Consider the following 20,415-nt stretch of genomic DNA (forward strand, 5'->3'; position numbering starts at 1 on the left):
TAAGATGGGAAAAGCATGAGCACCATTTTGATTTTTATCGCTGCTATGCTGGCCTGCGCTCTCCTTGCAGGGTGGTTCTTCAGACGACGTTCGCACCGTCGCTTCCGTCTGCCGTACCTGCCGGATTTTGCCGGGGCGGCGAACCGTAAGCTCACGCCGGAAGAGCGGAGCGCGGTTGAATCCTATATCGAGACGCTGTCCCGTACTCAGCAGGCGCCTGGCCTGACGGGTGCCACCGCTGCACCGATCTCCCTCTCCCTGAATGCGCAAAGCAATACGGTGCTCTCCGTCACCCACTCGATCACGCGCTACGGCATCAACAGCGACGATCTCAATAAGTGGCGCTACTTCCTCGACTCGGTTGAAGTCCATCTGCCGCCGTTCTGGGAGCAGTATATTACCGACGAGAACGTGGTTGAGCTTATCCGCACCGATACGCTGCCGCTGGTGATCTCTCTCAACGGCCATACGCTGAGCGACTCGCTTCAGGAAGCACGCGGCTACGCCCTGGAGCTGCCGTCCACAACCCAGACCTCAATTCGCGGGGAAGAGAGCGAACAGATTGAGCTGCTGAATATCCGTCAGGAGACGCGGGAGGAGTATGCCTTAAGCCGCCCTGATGGCCTGCGTGAAGCGCTCTTGATTGTGACCTCATTCCTGCTGTTCTATTTCTGCCTCGCCACGCCGGACGTTTTTGTACCGTGGATGGCCGGGGGCGCGGTCATGCTGCTCGCCGCCGGGCTGTGGGGGATCTTCGCCCCGCCAGCTAAGAATACCCTGCGTGAGATCCACTGCCTGCGCGGCACGCCCCGCCGCTGGGGCCTGTTTGGCGAGAACAACCAGGAGCAGATCAATAATATCTCGTTGGGAATTATCGATCTTATCTATCCCCGCCACTGGCAGCCCTACGTTACTCAGGATCTGGGTCAGCAGACCGATATTGATATCTATCTCGACCGTCACGTCGTGCGCCAGGGGCGGTTTTTATCCCTGCATGACGAAGCGATCAACTTCCCCTTACAGCACTGGCTGCGTAGCGCAATTATCTCCCTCGGTGCGCTGGTGGTGCTGGTTCTGCTGCTGATCTGGGTGCCGCTGGATATGCCGGTGAAATTCACCCTGTCATGGATGAAAGGCGCGCAGACCGTCGAGGCCACCAGCGTAAACCAGCTGGAGCAGGCCGGGCTACGGGTAGGCGATACCCTGAGCATTCACGGTACCGGCATGTGCAATATCCATATGCAGGAGAACTGGCGCGGGCGGCAAAACTCGCCTTTCTCACCGTTCGACTGCTCGCAAATTATCTGGAACGACGCACCGCCGCTGCCGCTGCCGGAATCCGATATCGTCAATAAAGCGAACGCGCTGATTCAGGCGGTAAACCGCCAGCTGCACCCCTCCAGCGAGGAGGATTCCCACGTCAGCGCCGCGCTACGGTCGGCGATTCAGAAGTCGGGCATGGTGCTGTTAGATGATTTTGCCGAGATCGTGCTGAAAACCCAGGACCTCTGCTCTGCCGAAGATGAATGCGCACGGCTTAAGAACGCGCTCGTTAACCTCGGCAACACCAAAGACTGGGAGACGCTGACCAAACGCGCCAGCGCGGGCAGGCTCAGCGGCGTAAACGTGCTGCTGCGTCCGGTTAGCGCCGAATCGCTGGATAACCTGGTGACCACCTCGACCGCCCCCTTCCTGCTGCGCGAAACCTCCCGCGCCGCGCAGGCGCTTAACAGCCCGGCACCGGGCGGGTTTGTGATCGCCAGCGATGAAGGCAGCGAGCTGGTGGATCAGCCCTGGCCGCCCATCGCGCTGTCTGACTATCCCCCGCAGGAGCAGTGGAACGAGTTCCAGCGGCTGGCGCAAATGCTGATGCAGACCCCGTTTAGCGCCGAAGGTATCGTCACCAATATCTATACCGATGCCAACGGAACGAAGCATGTCAGCCTGCATCGGATGCCATCCAGCGCCGGACTGTGGCGCTATATTGGTACCGCCCTGCTGCTGCTGGCGATGATCCTCTGCACCCTCTATAACGCCGTTCAGGCGATACGCCGCTACCAGCGTCACCGCTCACGCCTTGCCGATATTCAGGAGTATTACGATAGCTGCCTGAACCCGCAGCTGCTGCAGGCCTCCGATAGCCCATCAGATCGCTTTATCTGATAAAAGCAGCGCGCGCCAGGGTGTGCTACCCTGTCGCGCTTATCCGCTCGCAGGAGTCTCTCATGCATATTGATATCAACTGGCAGGACGTAGAGACCGTGCTGCTGGATATGGACGGCACGCTGCTGGATCTGGCGTTTGATAACTATTTCTGGCAAACGCTGGTGCCGGAAACCTTCAGTGCTGCACGCGGCCTGACGCCATCCGACGCACAGGCGCAGATGCAGGCGGAGTATCATGCCGTGCAGCATACGCTAAACTGGTACTGTCTGGACTACTGGAGCGAACGTCTCGGCCTTGATATTTGTGCCATGACCACGGCCGAGGGCCCGCGTGCCGTTATGCGCGAAGATACCGTGCCCTTCCTGGATGCGCTGAAGGCCTGCGGCAAGCGCCGAATTTTGCTCACTAACGCCCATCCGCACAACCTGGCGGTGAAGCTTGAGCATACCGGACTGGGCGCACACCTTGATTTATTACTTTCTACCCACACATTTGGTTATCCGAAAGAGGATCAACGACTGTGGCAGGCCGTTGTTGAAGCTACCGGTCTGAACCCGGAGAAGACGCTGTTTATTGATGACAGCGAGCCGATTCTGGATGCGGCGGCGGCATTCGGTATTCGTTACTGCCTCGGCGTCACCAACCCTGACTCCGGGCTGGTGGAGAAGCGCTATCAGCGTCATCCCGGACTCAACGACTATCGCCGCCTGATCCCCTCACTGAAGTGAAGGAGATGCGATGAAAGAGAAGCCCGCGCAAGACGTCCGCTTAGACAAATGGCTCTGGGCGGCGCGCTTTTACAAAACCCGTGCTCTGGCCCGCGAGATGATCGAGGGTGGCAAGGTGCACTACAACGGGCAACGCAGCAAGCCGGGGAAAACCGTCGAGCTGAACGCCATTCTGACGCTGCGTCAGGGAAATGATGAACGCACGGTGGTGGTAAAAGCCATCACCGAGCAGCGCCGTCCGGCAAGCGAGGCGGTGGCGCTGTATGAAGAGACGGCTGAAAGTATTGAAAAACGCGAGAAGATGGCGGTAGCCCGCAAGCTGAACGCGTTAACGATGCCGCACCCGGAGCGCCGCCCGGATAAAAAAGAGCGCCGCGACCTGATGAAATTTAAATACGGTGATGACGCGTAGTCGTCGCCCTCCAGAGAGATAATTATGGCCCAACACGACCAATTACACCGCTATCTGTTTGAAAACTACGCTGTTCGTGGCGAGCTGGTAACGGTATCCGAAAGCCTGCGACAGATCCTTGAAAACCATAGCTACCCGCAGCCGGTGAAAAATATCCTCGCGGAGCTGCTGGTGGCGACCAGCCTGCTGACCGCCACGCTGAAGTTTGCCGGAGACATTACCGTCCAGCTGCAGGGCGATGGCCCGATGAGCCTGGCGGTGATCAACGGCAATAACAAACAGCAGCTGCGCGGTGTAGCGCGCGTTCAGGATGAGATCGCGGACGATGCCGATCTGAAAGCGCTGGTTGGCAACGGCTATCTGGTGATCACGATTACGCCGGAAGAGGGCGAGCGCTATCAGGGCGTGGTCGGTCTGGAAGGCGATACGCTGGCAGCCTGCCTGGAGGACTACTTCATGCGTTCAGAGCAGCTGCCGACCCGCCTCTACATCCGCACCGGCGAGGTCGACGGCCAGCCAGCCGCAGGGGGCATGCTGTTGCAGGTGCTGCCAGCCCAGGATACCGATTCTAATGACTTCGAGCACCTGACGACGCTGACCGACACCATCAAAACGGAAGAGCTGCTTACTCTGCCAGCCAACGAGGTGCTGTGGCGCCTCTATCACGAAGAAGAGGTGACGCTCTACGATCCGCAGGACGTTGAGTTCAAGTGCACCTGCTCCCGCGAACGCTGCGCCGGGGCGCTAAAAACCCTGCCAGATGAGGAGATCAACAGCATCCTGGAAGAGGAAGGTGAAATCGATATGCACTGCGACTACTGTGGCAGCCACTATCTGTTTAACGCGATGGATATTGCTGAGATCCGCAATAACGCCTCCCCTGCCGATCCGCAGGTACACTAATCCTCCTTGCTTTTCAGCGCGCTGCCCGACGGCGCGCTGCTTCATCCCTCTTTCCCGCAGCAAACATTTTCTGAAACCCTTACGTAATTTTGTTACCGGAAAGCGATTACACTCACAATCTTACCGATAAATTGACCTGCATTTTCCCTTTGTGAAGCATTTTCGCTATGCATGAGATGAATCCTGCCATAATTTGTCTCGCTTGCGGGTAGATGTAACCACTTTTTCACCAACGACGGCTTGTCTGGATACCTAAATCTATGAGCCTCGTCGCGGTTAACCCCTACAGAATAACCCTACAATCGCAGGCAATACATATTGGCTAAGGAGCAGTGACATGCGCGTTAATGGTTTAACCCCGCAAGATCTCATGGCTTATGGTATCAATGATGTTCAGGATATCGTCTATAACCCCGACTACGATACGCTGTATCAGGAGGAGCTCCGTCCAGACCTGGAAGGATATGAGCGGGGCGTTCTGACGAACTCGGGTGCTGTCGCCGTCGATACCGGCATATTTACCGGACGTTCGCCGAAAGATAAGTACATTGTCCGCGATGACACGACTCGCGACACCGTATGGTGGGCAGATAAAGGCAAAGGCAAAAACGACAACAAGCCGCTCTCTCCGGAAGTGTGGCTGCAGCTGAAAGCCCTGGTGACCCAACAGCTCTCCGGCAAGCGGCTGTTTATTATCGATGCCTTTTGCGGTGCGAATGCCGATACCCGCCTCGCCGTGCGTTTTATTACCGAGGTGGCCTGGCAGGCGCACTTCGTGAAGAACATGTTTATCCGTCCGACGGAGGAGGAGCTGGCTGACTTTACGCCGGACTTTATCGTCATGAACGGCGCAAAATGCACTAACCCACAGTGGAAGGCGCAGGGTCTCCACTCTGAGAATTTTGTCGCCTTTAACCTGACCGAGCGCATTCAGCTTATCGGTGGCACCTGGTACGGCGGCGAAATGAAAAAGGGGATGTTCTCGATTATGAACTACCTGCTGCCGCTTAAGGGCGTAGCCTCTATGCACTGCTCGGCTAACGTCGGTGAAGCGGGCGACGTCGCGGTGTTCTTTGGTCTCTCCGGCACCGGCAAAACCACGCTCTCCACCGACCCTAAACGCCGCCTGATTGGCGATGACGAGCACGGCTGGGATGACGACGGCGTGTTTAACTTTGAAGGCGGCTGCTACGCTAAAACCATCAAGCTCTCTCGCGAAGCAGAGCCGGATATCTATAACGCTATCCGCCGCGACGCGCTGCTGGAGAACGTTACCGTGCTCGACGACGGCACTATCGATTTTGATGACGGCAGCAAGACCGAGAACACCCGCGTCTCCTACCCTATCTACCATATCGATAATATCGTTAAGCCGGTGTCAAAAGCGGGCCACGCCACAAAGGTTATTTTCCTGACCGCCGACGCCTTTGGCGTGCTGCCTCCGGTATCGCGCCTCACCGCTAACCAGACCCAGTATCACTTCCTCTCCGGCTTTACCGCCAAGCTGGCCGGCACCGAGCGCGGCGTGACGGAGCCCACTCCAACCTTCTCTGCCTGCTTCGGCGCAGCGTTCCTCTCTCTGCACCCAACGCAGTATGCCGAGGTGCTGGTCAAACGGATGCAGGCGGCAGGCGCGCAGGCTTATCTGGTGAATACCGGCTGGAACGGCACGGGGAAACGCATCTCTATCAAGGATACGCGGGCCATCATTGACGCCATTCTCGACGGATCTATTGATGAGGCTGACACCTTCACGCTGCCAATATTTGATCTGGCGATCCCTACCCGTCTGCCGGGCGTCGATCCGCAGATCCTCGATCCGCGTAATACCTACGCCTCCCCAGAGCAGTGGCAGGAGAAAGCCACCGCGCTAGCGAAGCTGTTTATTGAGAACTTTGAGAAGTATACCGATACGCCAGCGGGTGCGGCGTTGGTGAGCGCAGGACCAAAATTGTAGTAAAACGCCGGGTGGCGCTGCGCTTACCCGGCCTACATTTTACATAGCGTTCTGGCCGCGCGTGACCGGAACGGGGAACCAGGCGCGAATTGAAAGGCCGCCGCGCTCGCTGGTGCTCAGTTCCAGCATGCCGTTATGGTTGTCGACGATACGCTGCACGATCGCCAGCCCCAGCCCGGTGCCGCTGGTGCTGCGGGCGCTGTCGCCGCGCACGAAGGGCTGGAACAGGTGCTTGCGCTGCTCCGGCTTAATACCCGGCCCATCATCTTCGACCTGGAACCAGGCGCGGTTCGCCTCGCAGCCGCTGCTGACCCGGATCCAGCCGTTGCCGTAGCGGGCGGCGTTCACCACCATATTGGCGATGGCACGCTTAATCGACAGCGGATGCATTCGCAGATAGATCTCCTGCGGATAGAGCGCTGTGTCAATTTCACGCTCGTAGCCGCTCTCTGCCGCCACCACTTCGCCCAGCACCGCGTTCAGCTCGGCTATCTCCATCGGCATCTCCTGGCCGGTTCGCAAATAGTCGATAAACTGTTCGATGATGGCGTTACACTCTTCGATATCCTTGTTGATCGACTCCGCCAGGTAGCCATCCTGCTCGCCCATCATCTCCGTGGCCAGGCGGATACGGGTCAGCGGCGTACGCAGATCGTGGCTGACGCCCGCCATCAGCAGAGTACGGTCATCGGCCAGCTGTTTAACCCCTGCCGCCATCTGATTGAAGGCCCGGGTCACGGAGCGCACCTCCGACGCGCCGTACTCGCGCAGCGGAGGTGGGATCTGCCCTTTCCCCACCTTCAGCGCCGCGTGCTCAAGATCCACCAGCGGCCGGTTCTGAATACGAATAAAGAGCCACGCCCCGCCTATCGCCAGCAGCATAATCGCCAGGGTGTAGCGGAACAGCGGCGAGAAGTCGCCCTGATGGATCTCGGTAAGGGGCACCCGCACCCAGATATTGGGCGACAGCCAGGTCTTCAGCCACACCACCGGCGAGCTTTTGTTTACCTCAACGCGGACTTCCGTTGGGCCGCCCAGCTGCTGCGCCATCTGCTGACTTAAAAAACCATAGTGCTGCGCCCAGCGCAGACCGGCATCTTCCGCCGCCTCGTTCGAGTAGAGCGAAATGCCCAGCTCGCGGTAAATCTCCCGGCGAAAAGCCGGGGGCACCACCAACTGCGTGCCATCCTCCAGCTGCAGCTTGTCGGTCATCAGCATACGGACTTCGTACGCCAGCACCTTATTAAACTGTTGCAGGCTGGGCAGGATCGCAAAGTTCAGCACCACCAGATAGGTTGTCACCAGGCTGACAAACAGCAGGGTGACAATCAGCAGTAGCGTGCGGGCAAATGAACTTCGCGGCGAGAAGCGCAGTCGCCTCATGCTTTAGAGCCGTCCGGCACAAAGACGTAGCCCAAACCCCAAACGGTCTGTATATAGCGCGGGTGCGCCGGATCCTCTTCCACCATGCGGCGCAGGCGGGAGATCTGCACATCAATGGAGCGCTCCATGGCCGAGTATTCGCGGCCGCGCGCCAGGTTCATCAGCTTATCGCGGGAGAGGGGCTCACGCGGATGGCTGACCAGCGCCTTCAGTACCGCAAACTCGCCGCTGGTGAGCGGCATCGGCTCATCTTCGCGGAACATTTCACGGGTGCCGAGGTTAAGCTTAAACTTGCCAAACTGAATGACGGCCTCATCCTGCGACGGCGCGCCGGGCAGCTCGTTGGCCTGGCGACGCAGCACCGCGCGAATGCGGGCCAGCAGCTCGCGGGGGTTAAACGGCTTCGGAATATAGTCGTCCGCGCCGATCTCCAGCCCCACGATACGGTCAACCTCTTCCCCTTTCGCCGTCACCATAATGATCGGCATTGGGTTGCTCTGGCTACGCAGACGGCGGCAGATGGACAAACCATCCTCGCCGGGAAGCATCAGGTCGAGTACCATCAGATGGAAGGATTCACGGGTAAGCAGGCGATCCATCTGTTCTGCGTTGGCTACGCTGCGAACCTGGAAGCCTTGCTCGGTGAGATAACGTTCCAGCAGTGCGCGCAGGCGCATATCGTCATCGACGACCAGAATCTTATAATTCTCTTGCATTGTTTGTACTCCCAAAGGTTCGGATAATATAGGTATGTATTCTAAAAAAGTGTGCGCCGACCACCAGCTAAATCTGGTATACATTCTAGTCGAAATTGTTACAAAGCATATTTAACAGCAGCTTAAAGGCAGAAACCGGATGAAAACGCCACTTATCACCCGAGAAGGTTACGACAAGCTTAAACAGGAGCTGGACTATCTCTGGCGTCAGGAGCGCCCGGAAGTCACGAAAAAGGTGACCTGGGCGGCAAGCCTCGGTGACCGCAGCGAGAATGCCGACTATCAGTATAATAAAAAACGCCTGCGGGAAATTGACCGTCGCGTCAGATACCTAACGAAATGCCTGGAAAACCTGAAAATTGTTGATTACTCCCCGCAGCAGGAGGGCAAAGTCTTCTTTGGCGCGTGGGTTGAGATCGAAAACGATGATGGCGACACCAAACGCTTTCGCATCGTGGGCTACGACGAAATTTTTGGCCGTAAGGACTACATCTCTATCGACTCCCCGATGGCCCGTGCGCTGCTGAAGAAAGAGGTCGGCGATCTGGCAGTCGTCCAGACGCCGGGCGGCGAAGCAAGCTGGTACGTCAACGAAATCACGTACGTTAAAGAGTCTTAGAGCATCCTCTCCGGCTGGCATTTTTGCCAGCCAGTCCGTATAACTATCCCCCTGATTTTCGATCCACTACTCGATCCACTAGATGAAATAGCCATGATGAATGATTCGCTCTGCCGCATTATTGCGGGTGATATTCAGGCCAGAGCCGAACAGGTAGAAGCTGCCGTTCGCCTGCTTGATGAAGGGAACACCGTGCCGTTTATTGCACGTTATCGTAAGGAAGTCACCGGCGGGCTGGATGATACGCAACTGCGTAACCTGGAGACCCGCCTGGGCTACCTGCGGGAGCTGGAGGAGCGTCGTCAGGCGATCCTGAAGTCCATCGGCGATCAGGGTAAACTGACTGACGATCTGGCGAAGGCCATCACCGGCACGCTGAGCAAGACCGAACTCGAAGATCTCTACCTGCCCTACAAGCCGAAACGCCGTACCCGCGGGCAGATCGCTATTGAAGCTGGCCTGGCGCCGCTGGCGGATCTGCTGTGGAACACGCCGTCGCACGATCCGCAAACCGAAGCGGAGAAGTTTATTGACGCCGATAAAGGCGTGGCCGACAGCAAAGCCGCGCTGGACGGCGCGCGCTACATCCTGATGGAGCGCTTTGCTGAGGATGCGGCCCTGCTGGCGAAGGTGCGCGACTACCTGTGGAAAAACGCCCACCTGACGTCGACCGTGGTCGCTGGCAAAGAGGAAGAGGGCGCGAAGTTCCGCGACTACTTCGATCACCATGAGCCGATCTCCAACGTGCCGTCCCACCGCGCGCTGGCGATGTTCCGCGGCCGCAACGAAGGCGTGCTCCAGCTGGCGCTGAATGCCGATCCGCAGTTTGATGAGCCGCCGAAAGAGAGCCACTGCGAGCAGATTATTAGCGATCATCTGGGTCTGCGCCTGAACAACGCCCCGGCGGACAGCTGGCGTAAAGGCGTGGTGAGCTGGACGTGGCGCATCAAGGTGCTGATGCATCTGGAGACCGAGCTGATGGGCACGGTGCGTGAGCGCGCCGAAGATGAAGCCATTAACGTATTTGCCCGCAACCTGCACGACCTGCTGATGGCGGCCCCTGCCGGGCTGCGTGCGACCATGGGTCTCGATCCCGGCCTGCGTACCGGCGTGAAGGTGGCGGTTGTCGACGGCACCGGCAAGCTGGTGGCGACCGATACTATCTATCCCCACACCGGGCAGGCAGCGAAAGCCGCCGCCGTCGTGGCTGCGCTGTGCGAAAAACATAACGTGGAGCTGGTGGCGATCGGTAACGGTACTGCCTCCCGCGAAACCGAGCGTTTTTACCTCGACGTGCAGAAGCAGTTCCCGCAGGTGAAAGGCCAGAAGGTGATCGTCAGCGAGGCGGGGGCATCCGTCTACTCCGCCTCCGAGCTGGCGGCGCAGGAGTTCCCCGGTCTTGACGTTTCGCTGCGTGGCGCGGTCTCCATTGCCCGTCGCCTGCAGGATCCGCTGGCGGAGCTGGTGAAGATCGATCCGAAATCCATCGGCGTCGGCCAGTATCAGCATGACGTCAGCCAGACCCAGCTAGCCCGTAAGCTGGATGCGGTGGTAGAGGACTGCGTAAACGCCGTCGGCGTCGATCTCAATACCGCCTCCGTGCCGCTGCTGACCCGCGTGGCGGGCCTGACCCGCATGATGGCGCAGAACATCGTGGCATGGCGCGACGAGAACGGTCAGTTCCACAACCGCCAGCAGCTGCTGAAGGTGAGCCGTCTTGGGCCGAAAGCCTTTGAGCAGTGTGCAGGGTTCTTGCGTATTAACCACGGCGATAACCCGCTGGATGCCTCCACCGTTCACCCGGAAGCCTACCCGGTGGTCGAGCGCATCCTGGCCGCGACCGAGCACTCTCTGCGCGACCTGATGGGCAACAGCAGCAATCTACGCGGTCTGAAAGCGTCTGACTTTACCGACGAGCGCTTTGGCGTGCCGACGGTAACCGACATCATCAAGGAGCTGGAAAAACCCGGCCGCGACCCGCGCCCGGAGTTCAAAACGGCCACCTTTGCCGATGGCGTTGAGACCATGAACGACCTGCAGCCGGGAATGATCCTCGAAGGCGCGGTCACCAACGTCACCAACTTTGGTGCCTTTGTGGATATCGGTGTCCATCAGGATGGCCTGGTGCACATCTCTTCTTTGGCGAATAAGTTCGTTGAGGATCCTCATACGGTGGTGAAAGCGGGCGACATTGTCAAAGTGAAGGTGCTGGAGGTTGACCTGCCCCGCAAGCGTATCGCCCTGACCATGCGTCTGGACGAGCAGCCAGGCGAAGGCAATGCCCGTCGCGGCAACGGCAACAGCGCGCCGCGTGAACCCGCTGCCCGCCAGGCGAAGCCGCGCGGTCGTGAGGCTCAACCCTCAGGCAACAGCGCGATGATGGACGCGCTGGCAGCGGCGATGGGTAAAAAACGCTGATCCCCTTACCCCCTGCGCGTTAATTTATCGCGCAGGGGAAAGTTTATTCAAACGGTAAATAAATATAATCTCCGATGTTGCTACAACGTATATTAATTAATTCTCGTTGTTAAAAGCTCCACGCGGAATATTGCGCTAAATCAAAACAAATAGTCATTCTTACCTAATTCAACACTCCTACACATTTTAATGATTGATGATAAAAACTATTATCATTACCATTGTCCTGTTGATTATTTAACCATTGATCTAGTAGGTCCTATGTCCTTCTCGCCAGCCAGCGCGTGGAAAATCGTGGGATTTTCCCGTGAAATTAGCCCGGCCTACCGGCAAAAACTGCTCTCTCTGGGCATGCTCCCCGGATCATCATTTAATGTGGTGCGGGTCGCTCCCTTAGGCGATCCGATTCATATTCAAACCCGGCGCGTCAGCCTGGTATTACGCAAAAAAGATCTCGCGTTATTAGAGGTGGAAGCGCTGCCGCGTTAACGGCGCTCCACGCAATGAGTCTATTATTATGAAAAAATTAACCCTTGGCCTTATTGGTAATCCTAATTCCGGCAAGACAACCCTTTTTAATCAGCTAACGGGCGCGCGCCAACGCGTAGGCAACTGGGCGGGGGTCACCGTCGAGCGCAAAGAGGGCTCCTTTACCACCACCGATGCGCAGGTGACGCTGGTCGACCTGCCCGGCACCTACTCGTTGACCACTATCTCGTCGCAAACCTCCCTCGATGAGCAGATCGCCTGCCACTATATTCTCAGCGGCGACGCCGATATGCTGATTAACGTCGTCGATGCCTCTAACCTGGAGCGTAACCTCTACCTGACGCTACAGCTGCTGGAGCTGGGTATCCCCTGCATCGTCGCGCTGAACATGCTGGATATTGCCGAGAAGCAACAGATCCGCATCGATATCGACGCCCTTGCTACGCGCCTTGGCTGTCCGGTAGTCCCGCTGGTCTCGACGCGCGGACGCGGCATTGAAGCGCTGAAGATGGCCATCGACCGTCATCAGCGCAACAGCGATATCGAGCGGGTTCACTACGCTCAGGCCCTGGTGCGTGAAGCTGACACGCTGGCGCAGGCGATGGCCGCCGATATGCCCCTTCAGCAGCGCCGCTGGCTGGGTTTGCAGATGCTGGAGGGTGATATCTACAGCCGCGCCTATGCCGGTGACGCCGCCCACAGGCTGGATGCGTCGCTGACGCGCCTGGGTGAGGAGATGGCCGATCCGGCCTTGCACATTGCCGACGCCCGCTACCAGACCATCGCCGCCATTTGCGACACGGTCAGCAACACCCTTACCGCCGAACCGAGCCGCTTTACCGCCGCGATGGACCGGATCATCATCAACCGCGTGCTGGGCCTGCCAATCTTTCTGCTGGTGATGTACGTCATGTTCGTGCTCGCCATCAACATCGGTGGCGCTCTGTCGCCTATTTTCGACACCGGTTCGGTCGCTCTATTTATCCATGGTACGCAGTGGCTGGGTTATACCCTGCACTTCCCGCAGTGGCTGACCATCTTCTTGGCCCAGGGGATTGGGGGTGGGATCAACACCGTACTGCCGCTGGTACCGCAGATCGGCATGATGTACCTGTTCCTCTCCTTCCTTGAGGACTCAGGCTACATGGCGCGGGCGGCCTTTGTGATGGATCGCCTGATGCAATCCCTTGGCCTGCCGGGTAAATCCTTTGTGCCGCTGATCGTTGGCTTCGGCTGCAACGTCCCGTCGGTGATGGGGGCGCGCACCCTTGATGCGCCGCGCGAGCGTCTGATGACCATCATGATGGCACCCTTTATGTCCTGCGGCGCGCGGCTGGCTATCTTCGCCGTGTTTGCCGCTGCCTTTTTCGGCCAGGAGGGGGCGCTGGCGGTCTTCTCTCTCTACCTGCTCGGCATCGTGATGGCGATCCTTACCGGCCTGATGCTCAAACACACCATTATGCGCGGCGAAGCATCGCCCTTTGTGATGGAGCTGCCGGTCTACCACGTTCCCCATCTGAAGAGCCTGGCGATCCAGACCTGGCAGCGGCTGAAGGGCTTTGTGCTGCGCGCCGGGAAGGTGATTGTCATCGTCAGCATCTTCCTGAGCGCCCTGAACAGCTTTACGCTGAGCGGGACGGCGGCCACCACCATCAACGATTCGGCGCTGGCCGCCGTCAGCCGGGTCTTTACCCCGCTGCTGAAGCCCATCGGCGTCCACGAGGATAACTGGCAGGCTACCGTCGGTCTCTTCACCGGTGCGATGGCAAAAGAGGTGGTGGTTGGCACGCTAAACACTCTCTATACCGCCGAGAACATTGAGCAGGAGGCCTTCGATCCAGCAACCTTCAGCCTGACGCACGAACTCACCGGTGCCCTGGAAGAGACCGGGCAGAGCCTGGTCGATACCTTTAGCCTGAGCGTGCTGGCTAACCCCATTGAGGCCAGTAAAGGCGACGGTGAGATGGCGACCGGCACCATGGGAGTGATGGGCGAAAAATTTGGCAGCGCCGCCGCCGCGTACAGCTATCTGATTTTTGTCCTGCTCTATATTCCCTGTATCTCGGTAATGGGGGCGATCGCCAGAGAGTCGAGCCGCGGCTGGATGGGTTTCTCTATTCTCTGGGGGCTGAATATCGCCTACTCGCTGGCAACGCTCTTCTACCAGGCCACCAGCTTTAGCGCCCATCCGCGCTACAGTCTGACCTGCATTCTGGCGGTGGTGCTGTTTAACGTTCTGCTGCTGGGTGGGCTGCGCCGGGCCAGAAGTCGGGTCGACGTCAATCTGCTGGCAACGCGCAAAACGGCGGCCATTGACGTACGCATTGAAGAGGAAGCCGGGGGATATCTGAGCGGCAAATGTAAAAACTGTCCGCAGGGTAAGGCTTGTCAGCACTAACAGTAGATACTGCGCTAAAGAACAGGGCGGGCGCGCTGCCCGCCTGACGTAGATTACTTGTAGACATCCGCCGTGGCACGAATGTCTTTACTGATTTTGTCCCCGCTGGTGATCACATAGTACTTGCCGCCCAGCGCATCGGCTTTCTTCACCAGCTCTGCCCGGGCGTCCATTGGTGCTGACGTATCCGACGTGCTGACGGTGCCGATTTTGGTCAGATTCATCTCTTTAATCTTATCTTTCTGCACCTCTTCCGCCGCCATCACGCTAAACGAGAGTGCACCAATAACCAGAGATACGACGATACCTGCTGTACGTTTCATAGCCTTTACTCCATACGGTAGTGGATGCCATTACGCTTTTTGTTGGAACGCCAAATAGATAAATACGTTTAAATTTTAGTCTGTCCCAGCCGTTTCGCCAGCTGCTGCGTAAACTCCACCAGCCTCTGACAAAATGCCTCAGGGTGCGAAATGAAGGGCGCATGCGCCGCCTTAGCAAATACCTGCGACTCGCTCTCCGGCCACAGCGCGTCCAGCCACGGCACGATTTTGCGCGGGACCAGCCCGTCAAGACGCCCGTAGAGACGGAGGAACGGCTGCGTCAGCTGCGTCAGCGGCGCGCGCAGATCGGCCGTTTTCAGGATCTCCAGCCCGCCGTTGAGCACCTCTACCGACGGCATCGGCAGGGCCAGTACGGCGTGCTTCAGCTTACGGGCATCGTCCCGAGCAGTTTCCGTCCCCAGGGTTTGCAGCGCCAGAAAACGCTCTACCGTGCGCTGAAAGTTATCGCTCAGCTGCTGCTGGAAGCCGGACAGCACCTCGGGTTTAATGCCCGGCCAATCGCCTTCGGCGCTGAAGCAGGGAGAGGAGGCGACCGTGACCAGGGCGCTCACGCGACCGGGAGCGCTTAACGCCGCCTGGCTTGCCACCAGCCCACCGAGGCTCCAGCCAAGCCAGATCGCCTCTTTTGGCGCATGGGCCAATACAATCTCCGTCATCTCGGCCAGGGTCAGCGCGCCAAAGCCGGTGCTGCGACCGTAGCCTGGCAGATCCACCAGGTGCAGGGTAAAGTGCGAGGCCAGCTCCGCCGTAATGCAATCCCACACCTCTGCATTCAGTCCCCATCCGTGCAGCAGCACAAGATGACAATTTCCTTCGCCTTTGGTTTGCCACCAGATGTCGTTCATCCGCTATTGTTCTCTTCTCATGTCCAGGAGGGTACGTATGCTAACAGCGCCAGGCTTGTGCTGGCTATGCCGAATGCCGCTCGCCCTGCCCCGCTCAGGGATCTGCTCTGTCTGCCGTCGAACGATTCAGCTCACTGATAGCGTATGCCCACAGTGCGGCCTGCCCGCCGCCAGCATAACCCTGCCCTGCGGCCGCTGCCTGCAAAAGCCGCCGCCGTGGCAGAGGCTGGTGGCGGTCAGCGCCTACGCTCCGCCGCTGAGCACGCTGATCCACCAGCTGAAGTTCTCCCGTCGACCGGAGCTGGCTGCGGCGCTGGCCCGGCTGCAGCTGCTGGCGATTATTAATGCCCGCCGTACCACACGGCTCGCGCTGCCGGACCGCATCGTTAGCGTGCCACTCTATTCGCATCGCCAGTGGCAGCGGGGCTTTAATCAGAGCGATCTGCTCTGCCAGCCGCTGGCACGCTGGCTGGACTGCCGCTACGCCAGCAACACCCTGACCCGCGTTCGCCCGGCCCTGACCCAGCATTTTCTCAGCGCTCGCCGACGAAGAAGCAATCTCAAAAATGCCTTCCGCCTTGAATTGCCGCTTGACGGCCTCCATATGGCTATTGTGGATGATGTCGTCACTACCGGCAGCACCGTTGCGGAGATCACCCGTCTGCTGTTGCAGGGCGGCGCGGCGACTGTTCAGGTATGGTGCCTATGTCGAACCTTGTAGAGGCGCGATGATGGGCGTATTATAACCGAGTAAAACAGTCAACTATTTAGGCCATTGCTATGATCCATATTTCCGACGCAGCTCAGGCGCACTTTGCCAAACTGCTGGCAAATCAGGAAGAAGGAACACAAATCCGCGTATTTGTGATCAATCCAGGCACGCCAAATGCCGAGTGCGGCGTCTCTTACTGCCCGCCGGATGCAGTGGAAGCAACGGATACCGCGTTACCCTTTTCGCTGCTGACCGCGTATGTCGACGAGCTGAGCGCACCGTATCTGGAAGATGCGGAGATCGATTTTGTCACCGACCAGCTGGGCTCGCAGCTGACGCTGAAGGCACCTAACGCCAAAATGCGTAAGGTGACTGACGATGCCCCGCTGATGGAGCGCGTTGAGTATCTGCTCCAGTCGCAGATCAACCCGCAGCTGGCTGGTCACGGTGGCCGCGTTACGCTGATGGAGATCACCGACGAAGGCTATGCCATTCTGCAGTTTGGCGGCGGCTGTAACGGCTGTTCAATGGTCGACGTCACGCTGAAAGAGGGGATCGAGAAGCAGCTGCTGAACGAGTTCCCTGAGCTGAAAGGCGTGCGCGATCTGACCGAGCACCAGCGCGGCGAACACTCCTACTACTGATCGTCGTTCGTCCTGTCTGCTCCTGCTATGCCCGGCGGCGCTTCGCTGACCGGGCTTCTTGCCTCTGCTGTATAATATGACCCACGTCGCACTTCTAAAATTTACCCGCCCAAAGTGATTCTATTCGCCTGCATGTTACCCGTATCATCCCTCCGTGCAGTTAAAACTACTTAATAAGCCAGTTACTTTGTAGATAAGCGTTACCCATAACATCATAAAGGCCAGGTAAACCATGCCACTTATCATCGTTGCTCTCGGTGTTGTTCTATTACTTCTGTTAATGATCCGCTTTAAATTAAACGGCTTCATTGCATTGATCCTGGTGGCGCTTGCCGTTGGGCTGATGCAGGGAATGCCGGTAGATAAAGTTATCGCCTCCATTAAGGCAGGCGTCGGCGGTACCCTCGGCAGCCTCGCGCTGATCATGGGCTTCGGTGCCATGCTGGGTAAGATGCTGGCGGACTGCGGCGGTGCCCAGCGGATCGCCACGACCCTGATTGACAAGTTTGGTCAGAAATATATCCAGTGGGCGGTGGTATTAACCGGTTTTACCGTCGGCTTTGCGCTGTTTTATGAAGTGGGCTTCGTGCTGCTGCTGCCGCTGGTGTTCACCATCGCGGCGAAAGCGCGCGTGCCGCTGCTCTATGTAGGTGTGCCGATGGCCGCCTCGCTCTCTGTGACCCATGGCTTCCTGCCGCCGCACCCAGGCCCGACCGCTATCGCCACCATCTTCCATGCTGATATGGGCAAAACCCTGCTCTACGGTACGCTGCTGGCTATCCCGACCGTGATCCTGGCCGGTCCGGTCTATGCGCGTTTCCTGAAGAAGATCGATAAGCCGATCCCGGAAGGCCTCTATAACGCAAAAACCTTCACCGAAGCAGAGATGCCAAGCTTTGCCGTCAGCGTCTGGACCTCGCTGGTGCCGGTGATCCTGATGGCCGGGCGCGCCGTCGCAGAGATGATCCTGCCAAAAGGCCACCCGATTCTTGCCTACGCTGAATTCTTTGGCGACCCGGTGATGGCAACGCTGATTGCCGTGCTGATTGCCATCTTTACCTTTGGCCTTAACCGTGGCCGCTCAATGGATCAGATCACCGATACCATCACCTCCTCGATTAAAATCATCGCCATGATGCTGCTGATTATCGGCGGCGGCGGTGCGTTCAAGCAGGTGCTGGTAGACAGCGGCGTGGATAAATACATCGCGGCGATGATGCACTCCACCAACCTGTCGCCGCTGTTTATGGCGTGGTCGATTGCCGCCGTGCTGCGTATCGCCCTGGGCTCTGCTACCGTGGCGGCCATCACCGCTGGCGGGATCGCGGCTCCGCTGATTGCCACTACCGGCGTCAGCCCTGAGCTGATGGTTATCGCCGTCGGCTCCGGCAGCGTGATCTTCTCCCACGTGAACGATCCAGGGTTCTGGCTGTTCAAGGAGTATTTCAACCTGAGCATCGGTGAGACCATGAAGTCATGGTCGGCGCTGGAGACCATTATTGCGGTATGCGGCCTAATCGGCTGTCTGCTGCTGGGAATGGTGATCTGATTGATGTACCCGGCGGCGCTGCGCCGCCGGGTAATGATTTACTTCTTCGATGCCGTCTTACGCCGCTTGTCCAGATCCTTCACCAGCCTGTTCACCTTCTCATCAGCAAACATCTTCTCCAGCGACGTCGACAGTTTGCGCCGCCAGTTTTTGTACTGGTAGCTGGTGCCCGGCACGTTGACGGGATCGGCCATATCCAACCAGTCCTCTGGCTGTAGCCCAAGCAGCGCACTGCTGCTGTCGGCAATATAGCGTTGCAGACCCCGGTTGAGGGTAGCATTCATCGCCATGCGAGCCGCCTTGCGCCCGGTGCTTTTCGGCAGACAGCCGTGCTGATGCAGCGCGTCCAGCAGGCCCTGCTTCGCCCGCTCACGATCCGCATACAGCTCACGCAGCACCTCTTCGTCCGGATAGAGTCCCAGCGTTTTACCGAGGGTTAGATCGTCCGCTTCCCAGTAACCGCGCAGGGTCGGCAGGTCGTGGGTTGTCGCTACCGCCATCGACTGGGCAGGCCATAACTCTGGAGCACGCACCCGCTTTTTATCATCGCTTTCGAAATAGAGCACCTTGTAGGAGTAAACCCCGCTGTCGCGCAGCTTGCTGACGATCTCCTTCGGCACGGTGCCGAGATCTTCGCCAATCACCATGCAGCTATGGCGTTTACTCTCCAGGGCAAGGATCGCCAGCATGTCATCCACCGGGTAGTGAACATAGGCCCCCTGATCCGCCGTCTCGCCGTAGGGGATCCACCACAGACGCAGGAGCGACATCACATGGTCGATACGCAGCGCGCCACAGCTCTTCATGTTGGCTCGCAGGAGCTGAACAAACGGCTCATAGCCACGGGCGGTGATGATATGCGGATCCATCGGCGGCAGGCCCCAGTTTTGCCCCAGCGGCCCAAGAATATCCGGTGGCGCACCCACGGAGGCCTCCAGGCAGTACAGCTCGCGATCGCACCAGGTTTCTGACCCGCCCTCGGCAACGCCTACCGCCAGATCGCGGTAGAGGCCAATCGGCATCGCAAAGCCCTGGCTGGTCTCCCAGCACTCCGCCAGCTGCACCGCAGCCAGCCACTGTAGCCAGAGGTAGAAATCCACCTCGTCGGCGTGCTCCTGACAGAAGGCTTTTACCTGCGGGCTGTCGGTATGCCGGTAGGCTTCCGGCCACACCGGCCAACCCCAGCGCATCTCATCCTCTTTTACCTGATACTCATGCAGGGCATCAAACGCGGCCTGCCAGTAGAGGCCTTCGCCCTGCTGCTGCACAAAACCGCGAAACGCCGCCATCTGCTCGTCGTCTTCCGCCCGATCGGCAAAGCGACGCCACGCCATTTTCAGCGCTGCCAGCTTAAGGGCGGTGACGCCGGCATAGTCGACCCACTCGCTGTCCCGCGCCGCATTGAGCGCTTTCTGGGTGGAGTCCATCTTCCACCACGCCTGCGCCTCGTCGCTGCGCTGGTAATCCTCGATGGCGTTAACGTCGATATAGAGCACGTTAAGCCAGCGCCGTGAAGAGGGGCTATAGGGGCTGGCGCTCTCCGGCATCGCCGGATAGAGAGCATGAACCGGGTTGAGGCCGATAAACGCCCCGCCCCGCTTCGCGACCTCGACCAGCATGGCCTTCAGATCGCCGAAATCGCCGATACCCCAGTTTTTCTCCGAGCGCAGGGTATAAAGCTGAACGGTGGCACCCCACAGCTTTTTGCCCTCCAGCAGCGCCTCGGGTTCATAGCAGCGCGGCGGGGCGACAATCACCCGGCACTGCCACTGCTTTTTACCCTGGCGCAGGGTCAGCGTGTGATACCCCTCTGCCAGCGAGGCTGGCAGCGTGATCCGCTTCTTGTCGCGAAACGTCCCCTGGTGCTGCTCACCCGTTTCGGTCGTGAGCGTCCAGCTAAATTCGCCGCTGCCCTCAACGGGCAACGACAATCTTTTGCCGTGGATCAGCACCTTAACCTGCGCAACGGGGGCCGCTGCCGCCTTCTTAGCCGCAGCGGGGTGCATTGCGTTAAGCAAACGCCGTTTGGTTTCGGCACCAATTGACTGGGGTTTGCCGTGGGCGTTGATATAGTTAGGGCTAATGCCCGCCGCCAGCGCGGCGTCAGCCAGACGTTTACTTTCCATGGCGCT

General features: G+C 58.6%; 17 protein-coding genes. 12 read left to right on the forward strand and 5 right to left on the reverse strand.

Translation table 11 applies throughout. The annotated features are described in order from the left end of the window. Positions 1-15: 15 nt before the first annotated feature. The 5 genes from NR795_RS15720 to pckA all read left to right on the forward strand — a co-directional run bounded on the left by NR795_RS15720 (position 16) and on the right by pckA (position 6,166). Complete coding sequence (locus NR795_RS15720; RefSeq protein WP_144818042.1) at positions 16-2,163, forward strand: intracellular growth attenuator family protein; 2,148 nt, start codon at positions 16-18, stop codon at positions 2,161-2,163. Between the two features lie 62 nt (positions 2,164-2,225). After that, positions 2,226-2,894 (forward strand): GMP/IMP nucleotidase, encoded by a 669-nt coding sequence (yrfG, locus tag NR795_RS15725; RefSeq protein WP_257758695.1) that lies wholly within the window; start codon positions 2,226-2,228, stop codon positions 2,892-2,894. 10 nt (positions 2,895-2,904) lie between these two features. Next, a complete protein-coding gene (gene hslR / locus NR795_RS15730; RefSeq protein WP_144818040.1) occupies positions 2,905-3,306 on the forward strand; it encodes a ribosome-associated heat shock protein Hsp15 in 402 nt (133 codons plus the stop codon). Positions 3,307-3,330: 24 nt separating this feature from the next. Next, on the forward strand, positions 3,331-4,209 hold the full coding sequence (gene hslO, locus NR795_RS15735; protein WP_144818039.1) for an Hsp33 family molecular chaperone HslO: 879 nt from the start codon (positions 3,331-3,333) through the stop codon (positions 4,207-4,209). A gap of 337 nt (positions 4,210-4,546) precedes the next feature. After that, positions 4,547-6,166, forward strand: a complete 1,620-nt coding sequence (gene pckA / locus NR795_RS15740) for a phosphoenolpyruvate carboxykinase (ATP) (RefSeq protein WP_257758696.1) — start codon at positions 4,547-4,549, stop codon at positions 6,164-6,166. A 39-nt stretch (positions 6,167-6,205) separates the two neighbouring features. Here the strand turns inward: pckA and envZ are convergent, their stop codons facing one another. Next, positions 6,206-7,549 (reverse strand): two-component system sensor histidine kinase EnvZ, encoded by a 1,344-nt coding sequence (gene envZ / locus NR795_RS15745; RefSeq protein WP_257758697.1) that lies wholly within the window; start codon positions 7,547-7,549, stop codon positions 6,206-6,208. After that, positions 7,546-8,265, reverse strand: a complete 720-nt coding sequence (gene ompR / locus NR795_RS15750; RefSeq protein ID WP_042393138.1) for a two-component system response regulator OmpR — start codon at positions 8,263-8,265, stop codon at positions 7,546-7,548. Before ompR ends, envZ begins: the two co-directional genes overlap by 4 nt. A gap of 139 nt (positions 8,266-8,404) precedes the next feature. Between ompR and greB the strand changes: the two genes are divergently transcribed. From greB to feoB, 4 genes are all read left to right on the forward strand, one after another. Beyond that, positions 8,405-8,884, forward strand: coding sequence for a transcription elongation factor GreB (gene greB / locus NR795_RS15755; protein ID WP_222889357.1), 480 nt, complete (start codon positions 8,405-8,407; stop codon positions 8,882-8,884). Positions 8,885-8,977: 93 nt separating this feature from the next. After that, a complete protein-coding gene (locus NR795_RS15760) occupies positions 8,978-11,302 on the forward strand; it encodes a Tex family protein (RefSeq protein ID WP_257758698.1) in 2,325 nt (774 codons plus the stop codon). A 261-nt stretch (positions 11,303-11,563) separates the two neighbouring features. Then, positions 11,564-11,791 (forward strand): ferrous iron transporter A, encoded by a 228-nt coding sequence (feoA, locus tag NR795_RS15765; RefSeq protein WP_144818086.1) that lies wholly within the window; start codon positions 11,564-11,566, stop codon positions 11,789-11,791. A gap of 28 nt (positions 11,792-11,819) precedes the next feature. Next, positions 11,820-14,189, forward strand: coding sequence for a Fe(2+) transporter permease subunit FeoB (gene feoB, locus NR795_RS15770; protein ID WP_257758699.1), 2,370 nt, complete (start codon positions 11,820-11,822; stop codon positions 14,187-14,189). A gap of 53 nt (positions 14,190-14,242) precedes the next feature. On the opposite strand, the gene NR795_RS15775 is transcribed toward feoB, so the two are convergent. Both NR795_RS15775 and bioH read right to left on the reverse strand, forming a co-directional pair. After that, entirely contained in the window at positions 14,243-14,512 is a 270-nt protein-coding gene (locus NR795_RS15775; RefSeq protein WP_144818033.1) for a YdgH/BhsA/McbA-like domain containing protein, read from the reverse strand. Between the two features lie 68 nt (positions 14,513-14,580). Next, on the reverse strand, positions 14,581-15,378 hold the full coding sequence (gene bioH / locus NR795_RS15780; RefSeq protein ID WP_257758700.1) for a pimeloyl-ACP methyl ester esterase BioH: 798 nt from the start codon (positions 15,376-15,378) through the stop codon (positions 14,581-14,583). Between the two features lie 37 nt (positions 15,379-15,415). On the opposite strand from bioH, the gene gntX reads away from it, so the two are divergent. The 3 genes from gntX to gntT all read left to right on the forward strand — a co-directional run bounded on the left by gntX (position 15,416) and on the right by gntT (position 18,283). Beyond that, the gene (gene gntX / locus NR795_RS15785; protein WP_257758702.1) at positions 15,416-16,099 is read left to right on the forward strand and encodes a DNA utilization protein GntX; all 684 of its coding nucleotides are present in this window, start codon (positions 15,416-15,418) and stop codon (positions 16,097-16,099) included. A gap of 59 nt (positions 16,100-16,158) precedes the next feature. Next, a complete protein-coding gene (gene nfuA / locus NR795_RS15790) occupies positions 16,159-16,734 on the forward strand; it encodes a Fe-S biogenesis protein NfuA (RefSeq protein ID WP_144818030.1) in 576 nt (191 codons plus the stop codon). Positions 16,735-16,966: 232 nt separating this feature from the next. Further along, positions 16,967-18,283 (forward strand): gluconate transporter, encoded by a 1,317-nt coding sequence (gene gntT / locus NR795_RS15795; RefSeq protein ID WP_144818029.1) that lies wholly within the window; start codon positions 16,967-16,969, stop codon positions 18,281-18,283. Positions 18,284-18,321: 38 nt separating this feature from the next. Here gntT and malQ read toward each other — a convergent pair whose 3' ends face one another. Continuing rightward, positions 18,322-20,409 (reverse strand): 4-alpha-glucanotransferase, encoded by a 2,088-nt coding sequence (gene malQ, locus NR795_RS15800; RefSeq protein WP_257758703.1) that lies wholly within the window; start codon positions 20,407-20,409, stop codon positions 18,322-18,324. Between the last annotated feature and the right edge of the window lie 6 nt (positions 20,410-20,415).

This window comes from Pseudescherichia sp. L3 (genome assembly GCF_024656065.1).
Lineage (GTDB): Bacteria > Pseudomonadota > Gammaproteobacteria > Enterobacterales > Enterobacteriaceae > Pseudescherichia.